Genomic DNA, 21,389 nt, shown 5'->3' with positions numbered 1-21,389 from the left:
ATGTCGAAATTTTTTATCGACCGTCCGATTTTCGCCTGGGTAATTGCCCTGGTGATCATGCTGGTCGGGGCTCTATCGATCCTCAAGTTGCCGATCAACCAGTACCCGAGCATTGCGCCTCCGGCGATCGCCATTTCCGTGGCCTACCCGGGCGCTTCCGCGCAAACCGTGCAAGACACCGTGGTACAGGTGATCGAACAGCAGCTCAACGGTATCGACAACCTGCGTTATGTGTCTTCGGAAAGTAACTCCGACGGCACCATGACGATCACCGCGACCTTCGAGCAAGGCACCAACTCCGATACCGCGCAGGTTCAGGTTCAGAACAAACTGAACCTGGCCACCCCGCTGCTGCCGCAAGAAGTACAGCAGCAAGGTATCCGCGTCACCAAGGCCGTGAAGAACTTCCTGCTGGTGATCGGCGTGGTCTCGCGTGACGGCAGCATGACCAAGGACGACCTGTCCAACTACATTGTTTCCAACATGCAGGATCCGATCTCGCGGACAGCCGGCGTGGGCGACTTCCAGGTGTTCGGTTCCCAGTACGCCATGCGTATCTGGCTCGACCCGGCCAAGTTGAACAACTTCAACCTGACCCCGATAGACGTCAAAACCGCCATCGCCGCGCAAAACGTCCAGGTTTCGTCCGGCCAGCTCGGCGGCCTGCCGGCCATGCCCGGCACTCAGTTGAACGCGACGATCATCGGCAAGACCCGCCTGCAGACCGCTGAGCAATTCAACAAAATCCTGCTCAAAGTCAACAAGGACGGCTCCCAGGTTCGCTTGAGAGATGTCGCCGATGTCGGTCTGGGTGGCGAGAACTACAGCATCAACGCCCAGTTCAACGGCGCCCCGGCTTCCGGCCTGGCGGTGAAACTGGCCAACGGCGCCAACGCCCTCGACACCGCGAAAGCCCTGCGCAAGACCATCGACAGCCTCAAGCCGTTTTTCCCGCAAGGGATGGAAGTGGTGTTCCCGTACGACACCACGCCCGTGGTGACCGAGTCGATCAAGGGTGTGGTTGAAACTCTGGTCGAAGCGATCGTGCTGGTGTTCCTGGTGATGTTCCTGTTCCTGCAAAACTTCCGCGCCACGGTCATCACCACGATGACAGTGCCGGTGGTACTGCTCGGTACGTTCGGGATCCTTGCGGCATTCGGTTTCAGCATCAACACCCTGACCATGTTCGGTATGGTGTTGGCCATCGGCTTGCTGGTGGACGATGCCATCGTGGTGGTGGAAAACGTCGAACGGGTCATGAGTGAAGAAGGCCTGTCACCCAAGGAAGCCACCAAGAAATCCATGGGGCAGATCCAGGGTGCGCTGGTGGGTATCGCGCTGGTGCTGTCAGCGGTACTGCTGCCGATGGCGTTCTTCAGTGGCTCCACCGGTGTGATCTATAAGCAGTTCTCGATCACCATCGTTTCGGCCATGGCGCTGTCCGTGATGGTCGCACTGATCTTCACTCCGGCACTTTGCGCCACCATGCTCAAGGCGATTCCGAAAGGCGAGCACGGCACACCGAAGCGCGGCTTCTTCGGCTGGTTCAACCGCAATTTTGACCGTGGCGTACGCAGCTACGAGCGAGGTGTGGGCAACATGCTCACGCACAAGGCGCCGTACCTGCTGGCGTACCTCATCATCGTGGTCGGCATGATCTGGCTGTTCACCCGCATTCCAACGGCGTTCCTGCCAGAAGAAGACCAGGGTGTACTGTTTGCCCAGGTGCAGACCCCGGCCGGTTCGACGGCCCAGCGCACCCAGGTGGTCGTGGACCAGATGCGTGAATACCTGCTGCGTCCCAGCAAGGATGGCGGTGAAGGCGATGCGGTGAACTCGGTGTTTACCGTGACCGGCTTCAACTTCGCCGGCCGTGGCCAGAGTTCGGGTATGGCGTTCATCATGATGAGGCCGTGGCATGAACGTAACGCCGACAACAACGTGTTCAAAGTCGCGGCCCGTGCCCAACAGCACTTCTTCACCTTCCGTGACGCCATGGTGTTTGCGTTCGCGCCGCCAGCGGTACTGGAACTGGGTAACGCCACCGGTTTCGACGTGTTCCTGCAAGACCGCGCCGGTATCGGTCACGAAAAGCTGATGGCTGCCCGTAACCAGTTCCTGGGCATGGCGGCGCAAAGCAAAGTGCTGACCCAGGTGCGCCCGAACGGTCTGAACGACGAGCCGCAGTACCAGTTGGAAATTGACGACGAGAAGGCCAGTGCGCTGGGCATTACCATCGCCGACATCAACAACACCCTGTCGATTGCCCTGGGCAGTAGCTATGTGAACGACTTCATCGACCGAGGTCGGGTGAAGAAGGTTTACGTGCAAGGCCAGCCCGGCGCACGCATGAGCCCTGAAGACCTGAAGAAGTGGTACGTGCGCAACAGCGCCGGAACCATGGTTCCGTTCACCGCGTTCGCCAAGGGTGAGTGGATCTACGGCTCGCCGAAACTGGCTCGTTACAACGGCGTAGAAGCGGTGGAAATCCTCGGCTCCCCTGCGCCGGGTTATTCCACCGGTGAAGCGATGGCCGAAGTCGAAGCCCTCGCCCTGAAACTGCCGGCGGGTGTCGGTATTTCCTGGACCGGTCTGTCGTACGAGGAGCGTCTGTCGGGCTCGCAAGCTCCGGCGTTGTACGCATTGTCGTTGCTGATGGTGTTCCTGTGTCTGGCAGCGCTGTACGAAAGCTGGTCGATTCCGATCGCGGTGATGTTGGTGGTGCCTTTGGGAATCATCGGTGCGCTGCTGGCGACCAGTCTGCGCGGCCTGTCTAACGACGTGTACTTCCAGGTGGGCCTCTTGACAACCATCGGTCTGGCGGCGAAAAACGCCATCCTGATCGTCGAATTCGCCAAGGAACTGCATGAGCAAGGGCGCAGCCTGCGCGAAGCGGCGATCGAAGCGTGCCGGATGCGTCTGCGACCGATCATCATGACTTCGCTCGCCTTCGTCCTCGGCGTGGTACCCCTGGCGATTTCCACGGGCGCCGGTTCAGGCAGCCAGCATGCGATCGGTACGGGCGTTATTGGCGGTATGATCACCGCCACGGTCCTGGCGATCTTCTGGGTCCCACTGTTCTTCGTCACCGTGTCGGCCATGGGTCAGCGTAAAACCGCCGATCAGGACGACGCTATTGAACCTTCTAAAGAGGCTGGCCAATGAGCAAGTCGCTACTCTCCATCGCAGTCGCGGCCTTCGTGCTGAGCGGCTGCTCGCTGATACCCGATTATCAGCAGCCTGAAGCACCGGTGGCAGCGCAATACCCGCAAGGCCCGGCGTATTCGCCGGCCCAGGCGGCGAGCCAGGCCGCCGCCGAACAGGGCTGGAAGCAGTTTTTCCATGACCCGGCATTGCAACAGCTGATCCAGGTCGCCCTGGAAAACAACCGTGACCTGCGTGTCGCGGCGCTGAACATCGACGCGTTCGCGGCGCAGTACCGCATCCAGCGCGCGGACCTGTACCCGGCTATTTCAGCCAATGGCACCGGCACCCGCCAGCGGGTTCCGGCGGATGCTTCGCAGACGGGCCAGGCGGGGATCACCAGTTCCTACTCCGCTACCGTCGGCATCAGCGCCTATGAACTCGACCTGTTCGGTCGGGTTCGCAGCCTGAGCGAAGAAGCGCTGCAGAAGTACTTCGCCACTGAAGAAGGCCGTCGCAGCACGCAAATCAGCCTGGTGGCCAGCGTGGCAAATGCCTACCTGACCTGGCAGGCTGACAAAGAGCTGCGCAAGCTGACTCAGGACACCCTCGGTGCGTTCGAGGAGAGCTACAAGCTCACCTCGCGCAGCAACGAAGTGGGTGTGGCTTCCGCTCTGGATCTGGCGCAGTCGCGTACCTCGGTGGAAAACGCCCGCGCACAACTGGCTCGCTACACGCGTCAGGTTGCCCAGGATGAAAACAGCCTGGTGCTGCTGCTCGGCACCGGCATCCCGGCCAATCTGCAAGAAGCCAAGCCACTGTCGGACGACCTGCTGAGCGATGTACCGCCCGGCCTGCCGTCGGACTTGCTGCAACGTCGTCCGGATATTCTTCAGGCCGAATACAACCTGAAAGCGGCCAACGCCAACATCGGCGCGGCACGGGCAGCGTTCTTCCCGAGTATCAGCCTGACCGCCAACGCCGGCACCCTGAGCCCGGACCTGTCCGGCCTGTTCAAGGGCGGTTCGGGTACCTGGTTGTTCCAGCCGCAAATCAACCTGCCGATCTTCAACGCCGGCAGCCTGCGCGCCAGCCTGGATTACTCGAAAATCCAGAAAGACATCGGCGTGGCGAACTACGAGAAGTCCATTCAAACGGCCTTCCAGGAAGTCGCCGACGGCCTGGCCGCCCGCCAGACCTACACCGAGCAGTTGCAGGCCCAGCGTGATTTCGTCACCGCCAACCAGGACTACTACCGTCTGGCCGAGCGTCGTTATCGCATCGGCGTCGACAGCAACCTGACCTTCCTCGATGCCCAGCGTCAGCTGTTCAGTGCCCAACAGGCGCTGATCACCGACCGCCTGGCGCAACTGACCAGCGCCGTGAATCTGTACAAGGCACTGGGCGGTGGCTGGAATGAGCAGACGGCGAAAGTCGAGCCGCTGAAAGAAGAGGCGCCGAAGCTGAAGTTGTTCTGATTTTTAGTACAAAAAACCGCATCATGGGCTGAAATATCCATGATGCGGTTGTTTAAAGTAATACACTCATCAATCAACCTCCGACTGCGGCAGATCACCTCTTACCTCAGCTTGGCGGCAGATAAATTTTATCTCCCGTTTATTATCCGCAGCATCATTACGAAAGTGCATATCGAAATAAAATTCAAATAGCTCCTTCTCTACAAACCTGATATTCAATAACCCTTTGGGGACAGAATGAGGCCATTTCACAACCCCTGGCTTATCAAACACTACATCCACATCTTCACCTTTGTCTGAGATTTTGTAAGTTTTGTCAGGCTCAAAACCAGTACCCTGCACACGCACGTATGTTCCGGCGTTCTCTCCTTCCCCCTCAGCGATGAGCCAAAACCAAGGCTTCCCACCACTCGTACCCCACCCGAAAAACAGCTTCCTCAATGTGAATTCGGACCCAGGGGTATCCATGTCTGGCTCGATACGATACTCACAAATGACTTTACCTCTTACGGGGTTGAGAAAAACTTCTTTGCCAGCATGGTTCACACTAATCCGCCCATCTCCATGATGGACTGGCGCTTCTATAGCAGTACTCCGTAATCCATTATTTGAACTCATAGCAATCTCCAATAAAAAATCTATAAAACCAAAAATGCACAACAACAAAAGAAACCTACACCTGTGCAATCACATGGACAACTGTCATATGTAACAGGTTGACAAAACCCATAAAAACATAAACTTTAGAAAGTTAGTCAACCAAACAAAAAACGGATTTGAAGTCTTCTATGTATAAATACAAAACAAACCAATAACTTATTCTCATCATTGTCAACTGTAGGAGCGAGGCCTGCTCGCAAAGAGCCCCTTACAAATATTCATACACTCGACCAATCTTGCGTTCGATAACCGCCCAAAACCCGCTTTTACCAATTGAACCACCCAGTTCATTCCCCGCACCATTTGCCACACAAAACCAATAACAACAGGTTCGACACCATGCCCCCGCGCCCTGCCCTGTCCGGCTGATCTCGCCCCGTTTCATTTGAATTCGAATCCTTTGTCTGCAACCCGACCGTTGCGGCATCAACCCGTTTCATCCCCAAGAATTAGAGAGACCGAGCCCATGACGCCTTCCACCTATTTGGTTCCCAGCCTGATCGCCATCGCACTGGCCGGTGCCGCCCTGCCCGCCACGGCCGAAGAGTCAGGTTTTGTCGAAGGTGCCAAGGTCAACCTCAACCTGCGCAACTTCTACATCAACCGCAACTTCACCAACCCGACCAAGGCGCAGGGCAAGGCTGAAGAGTGGACGCAAAGTTTCATCCTCGACGCGAAGTCCGGGTTCACCCAGGGCACCGTCGGGTTCGGCATGGATGTGCTGGGGCTGTACTCGGTGAAGCTCGACGGCGGCAAAGGCACCGGTGGTACGCAACTGCTGCCGCTGGATCACGATGGTCGCCCGGCAGACAACTTCGGCCGCACCAACGTGGCGTTCAAGGCCAAGCTGTCACAGACCGAAGTGAAGGTCGGCGAATGGATGCCGGTGCTGCCGATCCTGCGTTCGGACGATGGTCGCTCGCTGCCGCAAACCTTCCGCGGCGGGCAGATCACGTCGAAGGAAATCAATGGCCTGACGCTCTACGGCGGTCAGTTCCGCCAAAACAGCCCACGTGATGACAGCAGCATGAGCGACCTGTCGATGACCGGCAAAGCGGCGTTCACCTCCGACCGCTTCAACTTCCAGGGCGGCGAATACCTGTTCAACGAAAAGCGCACGCAAATCGGCCTGTGGAACGCCGAACTCAAGGACATCTACAGCCAGCAATACGTCAACCTGATCCACAGCCAACCGCTCGGCGACTGGACCCTGGGCGCCAACCTCGGTTTCTTCTACGGCAAGGATGACGGCAGTGCCCGCGCCGGTGATCTGGACAACAAGACCTGGTCGGGAATGTTCTCCGCCAAATATGGCGGCAACACCTTCTACGTCGGCCTGCAAAAACTCACCGGCGACAGCGCCTGGATGCGGGTCAACGGCACCAGCGGCGGCACCCTGGCCAACGACAGCTACAACGCCAGTTATGACAACGCCCAGGAAAAATCCTGGCAACTGCGTCACGACTACAACTTCGTCGCCCTCGGCATTCCCGGCCTGACCCTGATGAACCGCTACATCAGCGGCGAAAACGTGCACACCGGCACCGTCACCGACGGCAAGGAATGGGGACGCGAAAGTGAACTGGGCTACACCGTCCAGAGCGGTGCGCTGAAGGACCTGAACGTCAAATGGCGCAACTCGACCATGCGCCGCGACTTCAGCAACAACGAGTTCGACGAGAACCGGTTGATCGTCAGCTATCCGATCAGCCTGCTGTAAACACAAACAAATGTGGGAGCGAACTTGCTCGCGAAAGCGGCGTATCAGTCAGCAATGATCTTGAATGTACCGCCGCCATCGCGAGCAGGCTCGCTCCCACAGGGATCTTCGGTGAACATGACACTGGTGTTCACATCGGACCACTGTGGGAGCGAGCCTGCTCGCGATGGCGTCAGCCCAGGCACCGCAAATCCCCGCAATTACTCCCGCGACTCAACCCCCAACTCATCCCACACCGACTCCGCCAGGTGGAACGTCGCATTCGCCGCCGGAATGCCACAGTAGATCGCGCTCTGCATGATCACTTCCTTGATCTCGCCGCGGGTCACGCCGTTGTTGGCGGCGGCACGCAGGTGCAACTTGAGTTCTTCATTGCGGTTCATGCCGATCAGCATGGCGAGGGTGATCAGGCTACGGGTGTGGCGCGGCAAGCCCGGACGGGTCCAGATGTCGCCCCAGGCGTGGCGGGTGATCATTTCCTGAAACTCCGAGTTGAACTCGGTCAGCGCGTTCAGGCTACGGTCGACGTGGGCGTCGCCAAGCACCGCGCGGCGAACGTTCAGGCCCTCGTCGTAACGTTGTTTCTCGTCCACAACAATCCCCTTAATCAGCTGACAGAAACGCCAGCACCCGGTCACTGAACTCAGCACCGGCCTGAACGTTGGACAGGTGCGCGGCGTAGAACTCGGCGTACTCGGCGCCCTGCACGTGTTCCTGGATGAAGTGCCCACCGGACGGCGGCGTCACGGCGTCTTCACTGCCGGCGATCACCAGCAGCGGCACCTTGATCGACGACAGCTGATCACGGAAATCGGCATCGCGTACCGCCGCACAATTGGCCGCATAACCGTCTGGCGAAGTGGCCGCGAGCATGTCGGTAATCTTCTTGGCCGCAGCAGGATTGGCTTCGGCAAAATCCGCGGTGAACCAGCGCGCAATCGATGCATCACGCAGCGCGACCATGGCCGCCGCGCCGTCACGCAGCACGGTTTCGATGCGTGGATTCCAGATCGACGGATCGCCGATTTTCGCCGCGGTGTTGCACACCACCAGTTTGTTCAAGCGATCACCGGCATGGATGCCCAGCCACTGGCCGATCAAGCCGCCCATCGACAGACCGCAGAAATGCGCTTTATCGATGTGCAGCGCATCCAGCAAGGCGAGCACGTCACGGCCCAATTGCTCGATGGTGTACGGCCCTGGCGTGACCAGCGATTTGCCGTGCCCGCGCGTGTCGAAACGCAGCACCCGGAAATGTTCGGTGAACGCCGCAATCTGCGCGTCCCACATGTGCAGGTCGGTGCCCAGCGAGTTGGACAGCACCAGCACCGGCGCATCGGCCGGTCCATCGAGTTGCGGCCCTTCAATTTGGTAGTGCAGTTCGCCCTCGGCGAGTTGTACGAAAGCCACAGCAATCTCCTTCAGGCAGTCAACGCAGAATGTTCAGCCACCGCTCGCTCGACCCAGGTACGGGATTGACCGAGATAGTGGGCGGGGTCCAGCAGATCATCAAGTTCAGCAGGCGAGAGCTCGGCGGTCACTTGTGGCTCATCGCCGAGAACCGCGCGCAAATGCCGTTGCTCGGCCACGGCGCGTTTGCAGCATTGCTCCAACAAATGGTGCGCGGTATCGCGGCCGACCCGTTGGGAGAGGACGATGCTCACCGCTTCGGCCAGCGCCAGGCCTTGGGTCAGGTCGAGGTTGCGGGCCATGCGTTCGGCGTCCACTTCCAGTCCGTCCGCCACCAGCAGCGCTTGTTTGAGGCTGCCGGACACCAGGCAGCAAATCTCCGGCAGGGTTTCCCACTCGGCATGCCACAGGCCCAGACTGCGCTCGTGTTCTTGCGGCATCGCGCTAAACAGGGTCGAGAGCAAACCAGGCACGCGCGTTGCCGCGCCGATCAGCACCGCAGCGCCCACCGGGTTGCGTTTGTGCGGCATGGTCGAAGAGCCACCCTTGCCCGGCGCCGAGGGTTCGAACACTTCGCCCGCTTCGGTTTGCATCAACAGGCTGATATCGCGGCCGAGTTTGCCGAGGCTGCCGGCGATCAATCCCAGCACCGAAGCGAACTCCACCAGACGATCACGCTGGGTGTGCCAGGGCTGGTCGGGCAAGGTCAGTTGCAGTTCAGCGGCCAAGGCTTCGGCAATCGGCATCGCCTGCGTGCCGAGGGCCGCGAGGGTGCCGGAAGCGCCGCCGAATTGCAGCACCAGCAGACGCGGTTTGAGTTCCTGCAGGCGTTGGCGGCTGCGGGTGACGGCGCCCAGCCAACCGGCGATCTTCATGCCCAAGGTGACCGGTGTCGCGTGTTGCAACCAGGTGCGTCCAGCCAGCGGCGTGGCGACGAAACGCAAGGCTTGCGTCGCGAGGGTTTCGCCCAGTTGCGCCAGATCGCCTTCAATCAGTTCCAGTGCCCGGCGCAGTTGCAGCACCAGGCCAGTGTCCATCACATCCTGACTGGTCGCGCCCAGATGCACATAGCGCTCGGCTTCAACATCGGTGGTCGCGATCTGTTTGCCCAAGGCTTTCACCAGCGGAATCGCCGAATTGCCGGCCGTGGCAATCGCCTCGCCGAGTGCGGCGAAATCAAAATGCTCGGCCCGGCAGGCTGCTTCGATAGACGCCACAGCGGTCTGCGGAATCAAGCCTACCTTCGCCTCCGCCCGGGCCAGCGCCACTTCGAAATCAAGCATGGCCTGAACCCGGCCCTGATCGCAGAACACGTCACGCATATCGCGGGCAGTGAAATAGGCATCGAACAATTGATTGCCCGGTCGCTGGTTCATAAACAGTCCCTGAAGGCGTGGGCCGGTGTGGCCCACGCAGATGGATCAAAGGTCGTGGTGCAGGTATTTCGCCTGTTTCGGCAGACGCAGGCTGAACAGGAACGCCACCGCCATCATCACCGTGACGTACCAGTAGAAGGAGTTTTCCATGCCCACGGCTTTGAGGCTCAGCGCCACGTACTCTGCCGAACCGCCGAAGATCGCATTCGCCACCGCGTACGCCAGGCCAACGCCCAATGCGCGCACTTCCGGCGGGAACATTTCGGCTTTCACCAGACCGCTGATGGAGGTGTAGAAACTGACGATCGCCAGCGCCACGGTGATCAACACAAAGGCCAGGAACGGACTGCTGACGCTCTTCAGGCTCAACAGGATTGGCACGGTGAACAACGTACCCAAAGCACCGAACCAGAGCATCGAATTACGTCGGCCGATCTTGTCGGCGAGCATGCCGAACAGTGGCTGCATGCACATATATAGAAAGAGCGCACCGGTCATGATGTAACTGGCGGTCTTGGCGTGCATGCCGGCAGTGTTCACCAGGTATTTCTGCATGTACGTGGTGAACGTGTAGAAAATCAGCGAGCCACCGGCGGTGTAACCGAGCACGGTGATGAACGCGGCTTTATGGTCGCGGAACAAGGCGCGGATGCTGCCGGCGTCCTTGTTCTCGCGCATTTCCTTGCTGGTGGTTTCCTTGAGCGAACGGCGCAGGAACAGCGAGATCAATGCCGCGACTGCACCGACCACAAACGGAATCCGCCAGCCGTAGGCACGCAGGTCATCTTCGGTGAGGAACTGCTGCAAGACCACCACCAGCGACACCGCCAGCAGTTGCCCGCCAATCAGTGTCACGTACTGGAACGAGGCAAAAAAACCGCGCTGGCCCTTGAGCGCAACTTCGCTCATGTAGGTCGCGGTGGTGCCGTACTCGCCGCCCACCGACAGGCCCTGGATCAAGCGCGCGAACAACAGCATGATCGGCGCCCAGACGCCGATGTCCTTGTAGGTCGGCAGGCAGGCGATGAGCAACGAACCGAAGCACATCATCAGAATCGAAATCATCATCGAATTCTTGCGCCCGTGCTTGTCCGCGACACGACCGAAAATCCAGCCGCCGATCGGCCGCATCAGAAACCCGGCGGCGAACACGCCAGCGGTGTTGACCAGCTGCACAGTCGGGTTATCGGACGGAAAAAAGGCTGGCGCAAAATAGATCGCGCAAAAGGCGTAGACGTAGAAGTCGAACCATTCGACAAGGTTGCCGGACGAGGCGCCGACAATCGCGAAGATCCGCTTGCTGCGCTCTTCGCCGGTGTAATGCGCTGGGATAGCGGTAGGGGTTGTCATTGTTCTTCACTCTTTGGGGACAGAGACAGTCTAGACACACTTTGCAACAGTCCCGTTCCACAGATCACTCATCAGAAGCCAGTACAAACTCTGTGGCGAGGGAGCTTGCTCCCGCTGGCTTGCGGAGCAAGCCCAAAACCTTCAAACGCGCTCAGTCAGGCAGACCTTGTCAGCCGGTTTTACGGCTGCTTCGCAGCCGAGCGGGAGCAAGCTCCCTCGCCACAGGGTAGTGCGTTCACTCAATAATCGAAAAACACCGTCTCGGCATCGGTGCCCTGCAGAATCACATTCCACTGGTACACACCGCTCGCATCCTGCTTCGCCAGCAAGGTATTGCGGCGCTCAGCCGGCACGCACTCCAGCAGCGGGTCCGACACATTGGCCGGTTCACCATCAAAGTAAATCCGCGTCAGCAAGTGCTTCACCAACCCGCGAGCAAACACCAGCACCACCAGGTGCGGTGCCTGGGTCGTGCCTTTCAGCCCTTCCACCGTACCCGGCTTGATCGTGGTGAACCGGAAGCGCCCTTCGGCATCCACAGGAATCCGGCCGAACCCTTCGAAGTTCGGGTCCAGGGGTTTGTCCTGATCGTCTTCGGGGTGGTCGTACTTGCCGGCGGCGTTGGCCTGCCAGACTTCCAGCATCGCGTCGTTGACGACGTCGCCGTTGCCATCGACAACTTGCCCGGTGATCGCCACGCGCTCGCCCAGGGTTTGTTCGACGGTCAGGTTTTCGCGGTTCAGCCAGGTCAGGCCGATGTGGTAATACGGCCCGACGGTGTGGGACGTGGTCGCAGTCAGCGTCATCTTATTTCTCCATCGGCGTGGCGTCGCGGCCGCGCAAGACGATGTCCCAGCGATAACCGAGGGCGTAGGAAGGGATGGTTTTTTCCAGGTCGAAACTGGCAATCAGGCGCTCTTTGGCGCGGGTGTCCGGCACACAGTTGTAGATCGGGTCGTACGCCAGCAGCGGATCACCGGGGAAATACATCTGCGTGACGAGGCGCGTCAGAATGCTCGGCCCGAACAGCGAGAAATGGATGTGCGCCGGGCGCCAGGCATTGTGGTGGTTGCCCCACGGGTAGGCGCCGGGCTTGATGGTCTGGAATTGATACCAGCCATCGGCGTCGGTCACGGTGCGGCCGGTGCCGGTGAAGTTCGGGTCCAGCGGTGCGTCATGCAGGTCGCGGGCATGGTTGTAGCGGCCGGCGGCGTTAGCCTGCCAGATCTCCACCAGAATCCCCGGCACCGGCAGACCGTTTTCATCCAGCACGCGGCCGTGAATGATGATGCGTTCGCCCAATGGCTCGCCCGTGTGATGGGCGGTCAGGTCGTTGTCCTTCTCGTTGACGCGCTCGGCACCGACCGTCGGGCCAGTAATTTCCGACAGCGAATGGGGCAAAAACACCAACGGTTTGGACGGCGAGCGACGGTTGGTGGATTGATAAGTCGGGTGCAGATACTCGGGCTGGGTGCCTTCCTGCGGGCGACGGTAACCAGGCTTGTCAGTCATTTCGCTTTCCTCAGTTCTTATTGTCACTGCTGCGCGTCAGACGCGTTCGATCGCCAAGGCCAGCCCCTGGCCGACGCCGACACACATGGTCGCCAGACCTTTCTTGCCACCGGTTTTTTCCAGCTGATGCAACGCCGTCAGCACCAGACGCGCACCGCTCATGCCCAACGGATGCCCCAAGGCAATGGCGCCACCGTTCGGGTTGACCTGAGCCGCGTCATCCGCCAGACCCAGTTCACGCAGCACGGCCAAGCCCTGGCTGGCAAAGGCTTCGTTGAGTTCGATCACGTCGAAATCGCTGACGGCCAGGCCCAGGCGTTCGGTCAGTTTGCGCACGGCCGGCACCGGGCCGATGCCCATTACCCGCGGTGCAACGCCGGCACTCGCCATGCCCAGCACTTTGGCGCGAGCGGTCAGACCGTGTTTTTTCACCGCTTCGGCCGAGGCCAGGATCAGCGCTGCGGCACCGTCGTTCACACCCGACGCATTGCCGGCAGTCACGGTTTTGTCGGGACCATTGACCGGTTTCAGCTTGGCCAGGGTTTCCAGCGTCGTGTCGGCGCGAGGATGCTCATCCTGGCTGACGACGGTTTCACCCTTCTTGTGGGCAATGCGCACTTCGACGATTTCTTCAGCGAAAAATCCTGCCGCTTGCGCGGCGGCTGTCCGCTGCTGACTGCGCAGGGCGAAAGCGTCCTGATCTTCGCGGGACACTTCGTAATCGTCCGCCACGTTATCGGCGGTCTGCGGCATTGCATCGACACCGTATTGGGCTTTCATCAACGGATTGATGAAGCGCCAGCCGATGGTGGTGTCTTCCAGCTTCATGTTGCGCGAGAACGCCGCATCGGCCTTGCCCATCACGAACGGCGCACGGGACATCGACTCGACACCGCCGGCAATCGCCAGCTCCATTTCGCCGCTGGCGATGGCGCGGAACGCGGTGCCGATGGCATCCATGCCCGAAGCGCAGAGACGATTGAGGGTCACGCCCGGAATGGTTTCCGGCAGGCCCGCCAGCAGCAGCGCCATGCGCGCCACGTTACGGTTGTCTTCGCCGGCCTGGTTGGCGCAGCCGAGGAACACCTCGTCCACCGCGTTCCAGTCCACCGACGGGTTGCGTTCCATCAACGCCTTGATCGGCACGGCGGCCAGGTCGTCGGCGCGAACGGCTGACAGGCCACCGCCAAAACGGCCGATGGGGGTGCGAATCGCGTCGCAGATATAAACGTCACGCATCACGCTTCTCCGGGTGCTTGGCCGTGGGCGGCAGCGGTGCGGGCTTCCAGATCCCTGAGTGCTTTCAGTTCGACCTCGGTGGGCTCGGCGGTGTTTTCAACCGTCTCGGCGAAACGAATGGCCCAACCGGTGGCAGCGACCACTTGCTCACGGGTCACGCCCGGGTGCAGCGCGGTGACCACGAATTCATGGGTGCCCGCTTCCGGTTCCATGATGCACAGGTCGGTGATGATGCCGACCGGACCAGCGCCCGGCAGCCCCAGACGCTTGCGCGAATCACCGCCCTCGCCATGGCCGACCGAGGTGATGAAGTCGAGCTTGTCGACGAAGGAACGCGCCGACTGTTTAAGGATGATCAAAACGCTTTTGGCCGAGCCAGCGATTTCCGGCGCGCCACCGGCACCCGGCAGACGGACTTTCGGTGAGTGGTAATCGCCCACCACCGTGGTGTTGATGTTGCCGAAGCGGTCGACTTGCGCAGCGCCGAGGAAACCGACGTCGATGCGCCCGCCCTGCAGCCAGTAGCGAAAAATCTCACCGGTCGGAACGACGGTATCAGCGGTTTCCGCCAGTTCACCGTCACCGATCGACAGTGGCAGTACGCTTGGCTTGGCACCGATCGGACCCGACTCGTAAATAAGGACTACGTCTGGCGAGGACGTCAGCCGCGCCAGGTTGGCCGCTTTCGACGGCAGGCCGATGCCGACGAAGCACACCGAACCGTTCTTCAGGCGGCGGGCCGCGGCGACGGTCATCATTTCATTGGTGGTGTAAGTCATTACTTCGCCTCCGATGCAGCGGCCAGCTTGGCCTGGAACTCGCTGAAGTCAGCGCAGCCATGGATGTACTCGTTGATCCACGCGGTGAAGGTTTCACGGTCGCGGGCAATCGGGTCCCAGGCCTGATAGAAACGGTTATCGCGCTCGTTGTAGCCGTGAGCGTAGGACGGATGCGCACCGCCAGGGACGTGGCAGACCGCGCTCAAGGCCCAGGTCGGCAGCACACAGGAGTTCATCGGTGCGTTGAGGTCGTCGACGATTTCTTCGACGGTGACGATGCAACGCTTGGCGGCCAGTGCGGCTTCTTTCTGCACGCCGAGAATGCCCCAAAGCAGCACGTTGCCTTTGCGGTCGGCTTTCTGTGCGTGAATCACGGTGATGTCCGGACGCACCGAAGGCACCGCCGCCAATACTTCGCCGGTGAACGGGCAAGTGACGCTTTTGATCAGCGGGTTGACCTTCGGCAGGTCGGAGCCGGCGTAGGCACGCAGCACCGCGAACGGCAGGCCGGAGGCGCCAGCGACGTAGGCATTTGCCAGGTCAGCATGGCTGTGTTCTTCGATTTCCAGCGCGTGCGGCCACTGCTTCTCGACCGCGTCACGCAGTCGGTGCAGCGAACCGACGCCCGGGTTGCCGCCCCAGGAGAAAATCAGCTTGCGAGCACAACCGGCGCCGATCAACTGGTCGTAGATCAGGTCAGGCGTCATCCGTACCAGCGTCAGATCTTTCTTGCCCTGACGAATGATTTCGTGACCCGCCGCCGTAGGGATCAGGTGAGTGAAGCCTTCGAGCGCGACGGTATCGCCGTCGTTGACGAATTGCTTCACCGCGTCGTGCAGCGAAAGGATTTCAGCCATGGGGCAGGCTCCCGTTTTGTTGTGAACCGACAGTGGTAGAAAAAGGCGCGATGCGCGCGCCGGAATGACTGAAGGTTAAGCCTGTGCAAATTGCCAAACAATCCGATAATCGACTAAGTGTTCGTTTATCGAACAGATTGTTGCTTGACTACCGATCGCTAAAAGCTTCGCGGGCAAGCCTCGCTCCTACGGTTTAGTGGCGTTCGCGAAACCGCGGACATCATCATTCCTGTAGGAGCGAGGCTTGCCCGCGAAGAGGCCATCAAAATCACCTGAGATTCCGGATCAAACGATCAGGTCGCATCCGCATGACTCACCATGCCCTTGATCACCACCGCCGTCGTCGCCAACGCCGCCGGGATCACCAACGCCGTCAGCACCTGCTCAAAATTCCAGCCCAACCCCAGCAACGTCGCCCCCATCCACGCCCCCAGAATCGCGCCGAACCGACCGATCCCGAGCATCCACGACACCCCGGTCGCCCGACCTTGAGTCGGATAAAACCGCGCCGCCAGCGAAGGCATCGCCGATTGCGCGCCGTTGACACACATCCCGGCCACCAGCACCAGCGTTGCCAGCAGCGTGATGTTGCCCAGGCTCTGCCCTACCGCGTAGGCAAACACCCCGGCCAGCAGGTAGAAAGTGCCGATGACCTTGTGCGGGTTGAACCGGTCCATCGCCCAGCCCACGCCCACTGCGCTCAATACGCCGCCGAACTGGAACAGCGCGCCGATGAATGCCGCCTGTTCCATGCTCGCGCCACTGTCACGCATCAGCGTCGGCAGCCAACTGGTCAGCAGGTAAACGATTACCAGGCCCATGAAGTAGGTCAGCCACAACAACAAGGTGCCGGTGCTGTAGGTGCCGGAGAAGATCACCGCAAACACATTGCGCGCCTTCACTGTTTTCTGTTCCGGTACGCTGAAGCTGGATGCTTGAGCGACGACCGTCGGATCGATTGGCGCCAGCGCCTTGCGCACTTTGTCGGTGCCGCGATTGCGCACGACCAGGTAACGCGCCGACTCCGGTAGCCAGAACAGCAAGACGACGGCAAGAATCAGCGGAAGAATTCCGCCGATCAACAGCAGGCTGTGCCAGCCGAACGCGGGAATCAGCTTGGCCGAAATGAATCCGCCACCGGCCATGCCGAGGTTGAAGCCGCAGAACATGCTGGTCACCAGCAGGGATTTTTTGCGCTCCGGGGTGTATTCCGACAGCAATGTCGTGGCGTTCGGCATGCCGGCGCCAAGGCCCAGACCGGTGAGGAAGCGCAGCACCAGCAACTGATCGACGTTGCTGCTGTAGGCCGATGCCAGGCTGAAGGCGCCGAACAACAGCACCGCGCCCACCAGTACGACTTTTCGCCCGAAGCGGTCAGCCAACGGGCCGGAGCCCAGTGCGCCGAAGACCATGCCGATCAACGCCGCACTCATCACCGGGCCAAGGCTGGCGCGATCGATGCCCCAGTCCTGGGACAGCGCCGGCGCGATGAAGCCCATGGCCGCGGTGTCGAGGCCATCGAGGAAAACAATCAGGAAACACAGGATCACCACTCGCCACTGGTAGCGCGAGATGGGTTGAGCATTGATGAAGGACTGCACGTCGAGGCAGTTTCCTACAGCAGACTGAGGCTGGTTCATTATTTTTATTCCACGCAAGAACGCAGTCGGACAGGTGCCAGCCTAGGCTGGCGCTGCCGCGACATTAGTGATCCTGGGGAAAGTGCGTCAATTCGTTAAACGCGAGTCTGGGCGATTATCGAACAGCTTAGGCAAACAGCTGGGCGCTGAGGTTACGGCTGGCCGCCAGCAGACCCGGCAGGAACCGTTGCTCCAGCTCGTTGCGGCTGACCCGCCCGGCGTGCGTGCTGACGTTGAGCGCCGCAACGACTTGCCCGGAAGCGTCGTACACCGGAACGGCAATCGAGCGCAGGCCTTGTTCCAGTTCCTGATCGACGATGCACCAGCCTTGTTGCCGCACTTCCTGCAGGCATTCGAGCAGCGCTTCGGGAGTGTGCAAGGTGCGGCTGGTCTTGGCTTGCAGGTCTGCGTGGTCGAGGTATTCGCGCAGCGACGTGTCATCCAGTGCCGCGAGCAGAATCCTGCCCATGGAAGTGCAATAGGCCGGGAGGCGTCCGCCTACCGACAGGTCGACGGAAATCAGCCGCTGAGTCGTCGCCGAGCGAGCGATGTACAAAATGTCATCGCCTTCCAGCGTGGCCATGTTGCAGGCCTCGTGGAGTTGTTCGCTCATGCGGTCGAGGTAAGGTTGGGCAGACACCGCCAGCGGGGTCGAGGACAGATAGGCATGGCCGAGGGTCAGCACTTTGGGCAGCAGCGAATAGGTGCGACCGTCGGTGGTGGCGTAACCGAGTTTGATCAGGGTGTGCAGGCAACGTCGCACGGCGGCGCGGGGGATTTCCGTACGGTGACTGATCTGGGCGATGGTCAGGTGCCGTTTGCGCTCCTGGAATGCTTGCACCACGGCCAGACCTCGGGCCAGGGACGTCATGAAGTCCGGGTCGCCGGTCATGGCCTGGATCCGCTTGGCGGGCGACGCGACGATCGGCGGCGCCACTGAAGCGAAGGAATTACGCATTTGCTCGTTCATATCAGGTCCTTTTCCCACACCAATCGGCGACGGCTATTACAAGCGGCTCGGGGTTTGGCACACAAGCCACAGGCAGCCAAGACTGGGCGATTATCGAACCCTCGGCCGATAATCGCAATCGGTTGCCGTTACAGAGTGTTGGTCGAGCACGTGTGCGTCCTTACCCGTTACATGGTTTTACCTCTGTGCTTGAACCCTGAGTTAAAGCCCCCATGTTATGTCCTAACTTGTTCGACTTAATGACGCCAGAAAGACATCGCGGCCAAGTGAAGGTAAAAAACTTGCAAGTAATAAAACGATCACACATGAAGATCCATTTTTAACTCTTTGGCGATAGTGTTCTTCAAATCGACCGCTATAATGCAATTCAGTGACGGCCCGGTTTTTCTACTCGCCGGTTCCGTCACCCGGTAGCGCGATGTTCCATCGTCGCTGCCCGCAGCAAGCGCCTGACGCTCATTTCAAAAGCTCTGACAGCGCGCTCGCTGAAACAGGAAACTGATGCTACGTCAGCTGTTTGCTCTGGTGCCGTGGCCGCCTGCAACATGGAAGTATCGATTGCCCTGCCGTAAAACAATGCCTTCCCGGGCATTGTCCTTTCGGCGAGCGTGGTCGATGCATTTGATGCAGCGCGATTTACCAGAATTAATCTCAACCCATACAGGTAGCACTGTGACGAAAGACGAACTGCGCGCGGAACTTGAGCGCCAGGAACAACGTTACAAGGAAGTTTACGGCGGGGAAGTCACCACCTACGCCGCTCAGCCAGAACCGGAACGCAAACCCTGGCGTAAACGCGCCACCGTTCAGGACCAGGCTTTCACCCAGGAACTGCAGAAGATGGAAAAGGAACTCAAAGCCGAAGAGCCATGATCGCCTCGGCCTGACTCCTTTCAAGGGCCTGCGTCTGCCCCCGTTAAAAGCGGGATGCATTGATGTTGCCATTCGCGCCCGCTACGAGCGGGCAGCGGCCACCTTATCTATCTGATGAGGTAATTGGCTCATGTCCTGCCCTCTTCTCAGATATTTCATACAAGCCTTTGCGCCTCTCGCCGTTTCGAGAGAAACCCTTGTGCCTGCGGGCTTTTCAAAGCAATTCAACGACTTGCAAAACCCGAAAAACACCCGGGACCCGGAGCGTGTCCACCCACTAATTCGTTGAAGAATGTTACCGATGAGCAGCTAGTGCATCGATTTACAGTCTTTTCTGGCATAATCGCGCCCCCTTACGACCGGGTCAGAAAACCTTCATGATCGATTTATTCAGCGGACTGGATGCTTGGGTGCTTGTGAGCCTCTTGCTCGCCCTCGCCTTTGTCCTCGCCTTCGAGTTCATCAACGGCTTTCATGACACTGCAAACGCGGTGGCCACTGTTATCTACACCAAAGCCATGCCGCCGCATCTGGCCGTGTTCTTTTCCGGTGTATTCAACTTCCTCGGCGTGCTGCTGGGCGGTGTTGGCGTGGCGTATGCCATCGTCCACCTGCTGCCGGTAGAACTGCTGATCAATGTGAACACCGGTCACGGACTGGCCATGGTGTTCTCGTTGCTTGCCGCCGCCATCACCTGGAACCTGGGCACCTGGTACTTCGGTATCCCGGCCTCCAGCTCCCACACGCTGATCGGTTCGATCCTCGGGGTTGGCCTGGCCAACGCGCTGATCAACGACATTCCATTGGCCGATGGCGTCAACTGGCAGAAGGCGATCGATATCGCGGCTTCGCTGGTGTTTTCGCCGATGGCCGGGTTCCTGATCGCAGCGCTGATCCTGATCGGCCTTAAATGGTGGCGTCCACTGTCGAAGATGCACAAGACACCGGAACAGCGCCGCAAGATCGACGACAAGAAGCATCCGCCGTTCTGGAACCGCCTGGTGCTGGTGATTTCCGCCATGGCCGTGAGCTTTGTGCACGGTTCCAACGATGGCCAGAAAGGTATCGGCCTGATCATGCTGGTGCTGATCGGTATCGTTCCGGCGCAGTTCGTACTCGACCTGGGCAGCACCACCTACCAAATCGAACGCACTCGCGATGCGACCCTGCACCTGAACCAGTTCTACAAGCGCAATGCAGATACGCTGGGTGAATACCTGGCCCTGGGCAAAAGCGTGGAAGGTGATCTGCCGGAGAAATTCCGTTGCAACCCGCAACAGACCGAACCGACCATCACCGCCCTGCTCGACACCCTCAAAGGTGTCGCCGACTACCACTCGCTGTCGGCGGAAAGCCGTATCGAAGTCCGTCGCTACCTGCTCTGCCTGGATGACACGGCGAAGAAAGTCGGCAAGCTGCCCGGCCTCGCTGCCCGTGAAAAGGCTGACCTGGACAAGCTGCGCAAAGACCTGACCACCACCACCGAATACGCCCCGTTCTGGGTGATTCTGGCGGTCGCACTGGCCCTGGGCCTGGGCACCATGGTGGGCTGGAAGCGCGTGGTACTGACCATCGGCGAGAAGATCGGCAAGCAAGGCATGACTTACTCCCAAGGCATGTCGGCGCAGATCACTACCGCCAGCCTGATTGGTATGGCGAACATCTTCAGCCTGCCGGTTTCGACCACCCACGTCCTGTCATCGGGCGTGGCCGGCACCATGGTCGCCAACAAAAGCGGCCTGCAGGGCGGCACCGTCAGAACCATCCTGCTGGCCTGGGTCCTGACCCTCCCAGCGACCGTGGCGCTGTCGGCCGGCCTGTTCTGGCTGGCGTCGAAGGCACTGGGCAGCTGATACTTTGCTGCAACGAAAAAAAAAGGCGCGCCTCGCAAGAGTCGCGCCTTTTTCATGTCTGCCGGAAAATCGTAATCCACCACAGAACCTGTAGGGGCCGAGCTTGCTCGCGATAGCGGTCTAACAGTGAAAATGGATGGCGGCTGTTATGGCCTCATCGCGAGCAAGCTCGGCTCCTACAGGAGAGGTGATAAGCCGATAGATTGTTACGGGCAAAAAAAAGGGCAACCGAAGTTGCCCAAAATGCCTTGCGTGCTCATTGCATCAAGAAAGACCTACGGTTTTTTCCGCTTGTGCGAATCCTTCCAGATAAAAAATCCAAACCCTGCAAAAAACAGAACCATGAGGCCGACTGTCAGCACTCCGGCGATCACCACGTTGTCGAAAAACATGACTGGCCTCCTGCACTTGCCCTGTTGCGATGGGGCTAAGTTAACCAATCAGGCAGGAGAGAAAATTGACCGGGATCAATATCGCCCAAGACAGGGCGCAAAGGAGGGGGAAAACTGATCTGCATCAACGGATGCC

General features: G+C 59.7%; 18 protein-coding genes. 5 read left to right on the top strand and 13 right to left on the bottom strand.

The annotated features are described in order from the left end of the window. The gene (gene emhB, locus KJF94_RS03365; protein ID WP_214381168.1) at positions 1-3,165 is read left to right on the top strand and encodes an efflux RND transporter permease subunit EmhB; all 3,165 of its coding nucleotides are present in this window, start codon (positions 1-3) and stop codon (positions 3,163-3,165) included. Continuing rightward, entirely contained in the window at positions 3,162-4,622 is a 1,461-nt protein-coding gene (emhC, locus tag KJF94_RS03360; protein ID WP_214381166.1) for an efflux RND transporter outer membrane subunit EmhC, read from the top strand. Before emhB ends, emhC begins: the two co-directional genes overlap by 4 nt. A 69-nt stretch (positions 4,623-4,691) precedes the next feature. On the opposite strand, the gene KJF94_RS03355 is transcribed toward emhC, so the two are convergent. Next, complete coding sequence (locus KJF94_RS03355; protein ID WP_214381164.1) at positions 4,692-5,240, bottom strand: hypothetical protein; 549 nt, start codon at positions 5,238-5,240, stop codon at positions 4,692-4,694. Between the two features lie 508 nt (positions 5,241-5,748). Between KJF94_RS03355 and KJF94_RS03350 the strand changes: the two genes are divergently transcribed. Further along, positions 5,749-7,002 (top strand): OprD family porin, encoded by a 1,254-nt coding sequence (locus KJF94_RS03350; RefSeq protein WP_214381162.1) that lies wholly within the window; start codon positions 5,749-5,751, stop codon positions 7,000-7,002. Between the two features lie 200 nt (positions 7,003-7,202). Here the strand turns inward: KJF94_RS03350 and pcaC are convergent, their stop codons facing one another. From pcaC to pcaR, 11 genes are all read right to left on the bottom strand, one after another. Beyond that, the gene (gene pcaC / locus KJF94_RS03345; RefSeq protein WP_017336845.1) at positions 7,203-7,595 is read right to left on the bottom strand and encodes a 4-carboxymuconolactone decarboxylase; all 393 of its coding nucleotides are present in this window, start codon (positions 7,593-7,595) and stop codon (positions 7,203-7,205) included. 10 nt (positions 7,596-7,605) lie between these two features. Beyond that, a complete protein-coding gene (gene pcaD, locus KJF94_RS03340; protein ID WP_214381160.1) occupies positions 7,606-8,412 on the bottom strand; it encodes a 3-oxoadipate enol-lactonase in 807 nt (268 codons plus the stop codon). An 11-nt stretch (positions 8,413-8,423) separates the two neighbouring features. Further along, on the bottom strand, positions 8,424-9,788 hold the full coding sequence (locus KJF94_RS03335; RefSeq protein WP_214381158.1) for a 3-carboxy-cis,cis-muconate cycloisomerase: 1,365 nt from the start codon (positions 9,786-9,788) through the stop codon (positions 8,424-8,426). Positions 9,789-9,833: 45 nt separating this feature from the next. Continuing rightward, positions 9,834-11,138 carry an MFS family transporter gene (locus tag KJF94_RS03330; protein ID WP_214381156.1) on the bottom strand — a complete coding sequence of 435 codons (1,305 nt, stop codon included), beginning with the start codon at positions 11,136-11,138 and terminating at the stop codon, positions 9,834-9,836. 239 nt (positions 11,139-11,377) lie between these two features. Next, complete coding sequence (pcaG, locus tag KJF94_RS03325; protein ID WP_214381154.1) at positions 11,378-11,944, bottom strand: protocatechuate 3,4-dioxygenase subunit alpha; 567 nt, start codon at positions 11,942-11,944, stop codon at positions 11,378-11,380. Position 11,945: 1 nt separating this feature from the next. Continuing rightward, positions 11,946-12,650 carry a protocatechuate 3,4-dioxygenase subunit beta gene (gene pcaH / locus KJF94_RS03320; protein WP_214381152.1) on the bottom strand — a complete coding sequence of 235 codons (705 nt, stop codon included), beginning with the start codon at positions 12,648-12,650 and terminating at the stop codon, positions 11,946-11,948. A 36-nt stretch (positions 12,651-12,686) separates the two neighbouring features. Beyond that, positions 12,687-13,892, bottom strand: a complete 1,206-nt coding sequence (pcaF, locus tag KJF94_RS03315; RefSeq protein WP_214381150.1) for a 3-oxoadipyl-CoA thiolase — start codon at positions 13,890-13,892, stop codon at positions 12,687-12,689. Continuing rightward, on the bottom strand, positions 13,889-14,668 hold the full coding sequence (locus tag KJF94_RS03310) for a CoA-transferase subunit beta (protein ID WP_214381149.1): 780 nt from the start codon (positions 14,666-14,668) through the stop codon (positions 13,889-13,891). The genes pcaF and KJF94_RS03310 overlap by 4 nt, the downstream gene beginning before the upstream one ends. Further along, positions 14,668-15,525 carry a CoA transferase subunit A gene (locus KJF94_RS03305; protein WP_150630976.1) on the bottom strand — a complete coding sequence of 286 codons (858 nt, stop codon included), beginning with the start codon at positions 15,523-15,525 and terminating at the stop codon, positions 14,668-14,670. Before KJF94_RS03305 ends, KJF94_RS03310 begins: the two co-directional genes overlap by 1 nt. A 293-nt stretch (positions 15,526-15,818) precedes the next feature. Beyond that, on the bottom strand, positions 15,819-17,165 hold the full coding sequence (gene pcaK, locus KJF94_RS03300) for a 4-hydroxybenzoate transporter PcaK (protein ID WP_084321750.1): 1,347 nt from the start codon (positions 17,163-17,165) through the stop codon (positions 15,819-15,821). Between the two features lie 127 nt (positions 17,166-17,292). Beyond that, a complete protein-coding gene (pcaR, locus tag KJF94_RS03295) occupies positions 17,293-18,135 on the bottom strand; it encodes a pca regulon transcriptional regulator PcaR (protein ID WP_214381147.1) in 843 nt (280 codons plus the stop codon). A 672-nt stretch (positions 18,136-18,807) separates the two neighbouring features. Here pcaR and KJF94_RS03290 point away from each other — a divergent pair. Together KJF94_RS03290 and KJF94_RS03285 are read left to right on the top strand one after the other, a co-directional pair. Continuing rightward, complete coding sequence (locus KJF94_RS03290; protein WP_007935837.1) at positions 18,808-19,008, top strand: hypothetical protein; 201 nt, start codon at positions 18,808-18,810, stop codon at positions 19,006-19,008. Between the two features lie 377 nt (positions 19,009-19,385). Further along, on the top strand, positions 19,386-20,861 hold the full coding sequence (locus tag KJF94_RS03285) for an inorganic phosphate transporter (RefSeq protein ID WP_214381145.1): 1,476 nt from the start codon (positions 19,386-19,388) through the stop codon (positions 20,859-20,861). A gap of 275 nt (positions 20,862-21,136) precedes the next feature. Here KJF94_RS03285 and ccoM read toward each other — a convergent pair whose 3' ends face one another. Continuing rightward, a complete protein-coding gene (ccoM, locus tag KJF94_RS30335; RefSeq protein ID WP_007906619.1) occupies positions 21,137-21,253 on the bottom strand; it encodes a cytochrome c oxidase subunit CcoM in 117 nt (38 codons plus the stop codon). Positions 21,254-21,389 lie beyond the last annotated feature (136 nt).

The organism is Pseudomonas hormoni (assembly GCF_018502625.1).
GTDB classification, from domain to species: domain Bacteria; phylum Pseudomonadota; class Gammaproteobacteria; order Pseudomonadales; family Pseudomonadaceae; genus Aquipseudomonas; species Aquipseudomonas hormoni.
This window is presented reverse-complemented; position numbering and strand designations above follow the sequence as displayed.

What these genes read in the sequence shown, in the direction of transcription:
- emhB (WP_214381168.1), top strand. Translation starts at nt 1, where the DNA reads ATGTCGAAATTTTTTATCGACCGTCCGATTTTCGCCTGGGTAATTGCC.
- emhC (WP_214381166.1), top strand. Translation starts at nt 3,162, where the DNA reads ATGAGCAAGTCGCTACTCTCCATCGCAGTCGCGGCCTTCGTGCTGAGC.
- KJF94_RS03355 (WP_214381164.1), bottom strand. Translation starts at nt 5,240, where the DNA reads ATGAGTTCAAATAATGGATTACGGAGTACTGCTATAGAAGCGCCAGTC.
- KJF94_RS03350 (WP_214381162.1), top strand. Translation starts at nt 5,749, where the DNA reads ATGACGCCTTCCACCTATTTGGTTCCCAGCCTGATCGCCATCGCACTG.
- KJF94_RS03335 (WP_214381158.1), bottom strand. Translation starts at nt 9,788, where the DNA reads ATGAACCAGCGACCGGGCAATCAATTGTTCGATGCCTATTTCACTGCC.
- KJF94_RS03330 (WP_214381156.1), bottom strand. Translation starts at nt 11,138, where the DNA reads ATGACAACCCCTACCGCTATCCCAGCGCATTACACCGGCGAAGAGCGC.
- pcaG (WP_214381154.1), bottom strand. Translation starts at nt 11,944, where the DNA reads ATGACGCTGACTGCGACCACGTCCCACACCGTCGGGCCGTATTACCAC.
- pcaH (WP_214381152.1), bottom strand. Translation starts at nt 12,650, where the DNA reads ATGACTGACAAGCCTGGTTACCGTCGCCCGCAGGAAGGCACCCAGCCC.
- KJF94_RS03310 (WP_214381149.1), bottom strand. Translation starts at nt 14,668, where the DNA reads ATGACTTACACCACCAATGAAATGATGACCGTCGCCGCGGCCCGCCGC.
- KJF94_RS03305 (WP_150630976.1), bottom strand. Translation starts at nt 15,525, where the DNA reads ATGGCTGAAATCCTTTCGCTGCACGACGCGGTGAAGCAATTCGTCAAC.
- pcaK (WP_084321750.1), bottom strand. Translation starts at nt 17,165, where the DNA reads ATGAACCAGCCTCAGTCTGCTGTAGGAAACTGCCTCGACGTGCAGTCC.
- pcaR (WP_214381147.1), bottom strand. Translation starts at nt 18,135, where the DNA reads ATGAACGAGCAAATGCGTAATTCCTTCGCTTCAGTGGCGCCGCCGATC.
- KJF94_RS03285 (WP_214381145.1), top strand. Translation starts at nt 19,386, where the DNA reads ATGATCGATTTATTCAGCGGACTGGATGCTTGGGTGCTTGTGAGCCTC.
- ccoM (WP_007906619.1), bottom strand. Translation starts at nt 21,253, where the DNA reads ATGTTTTTCGACAACGTGGTGATCGCCGGAGTGCTGACAGTCGGCCTC.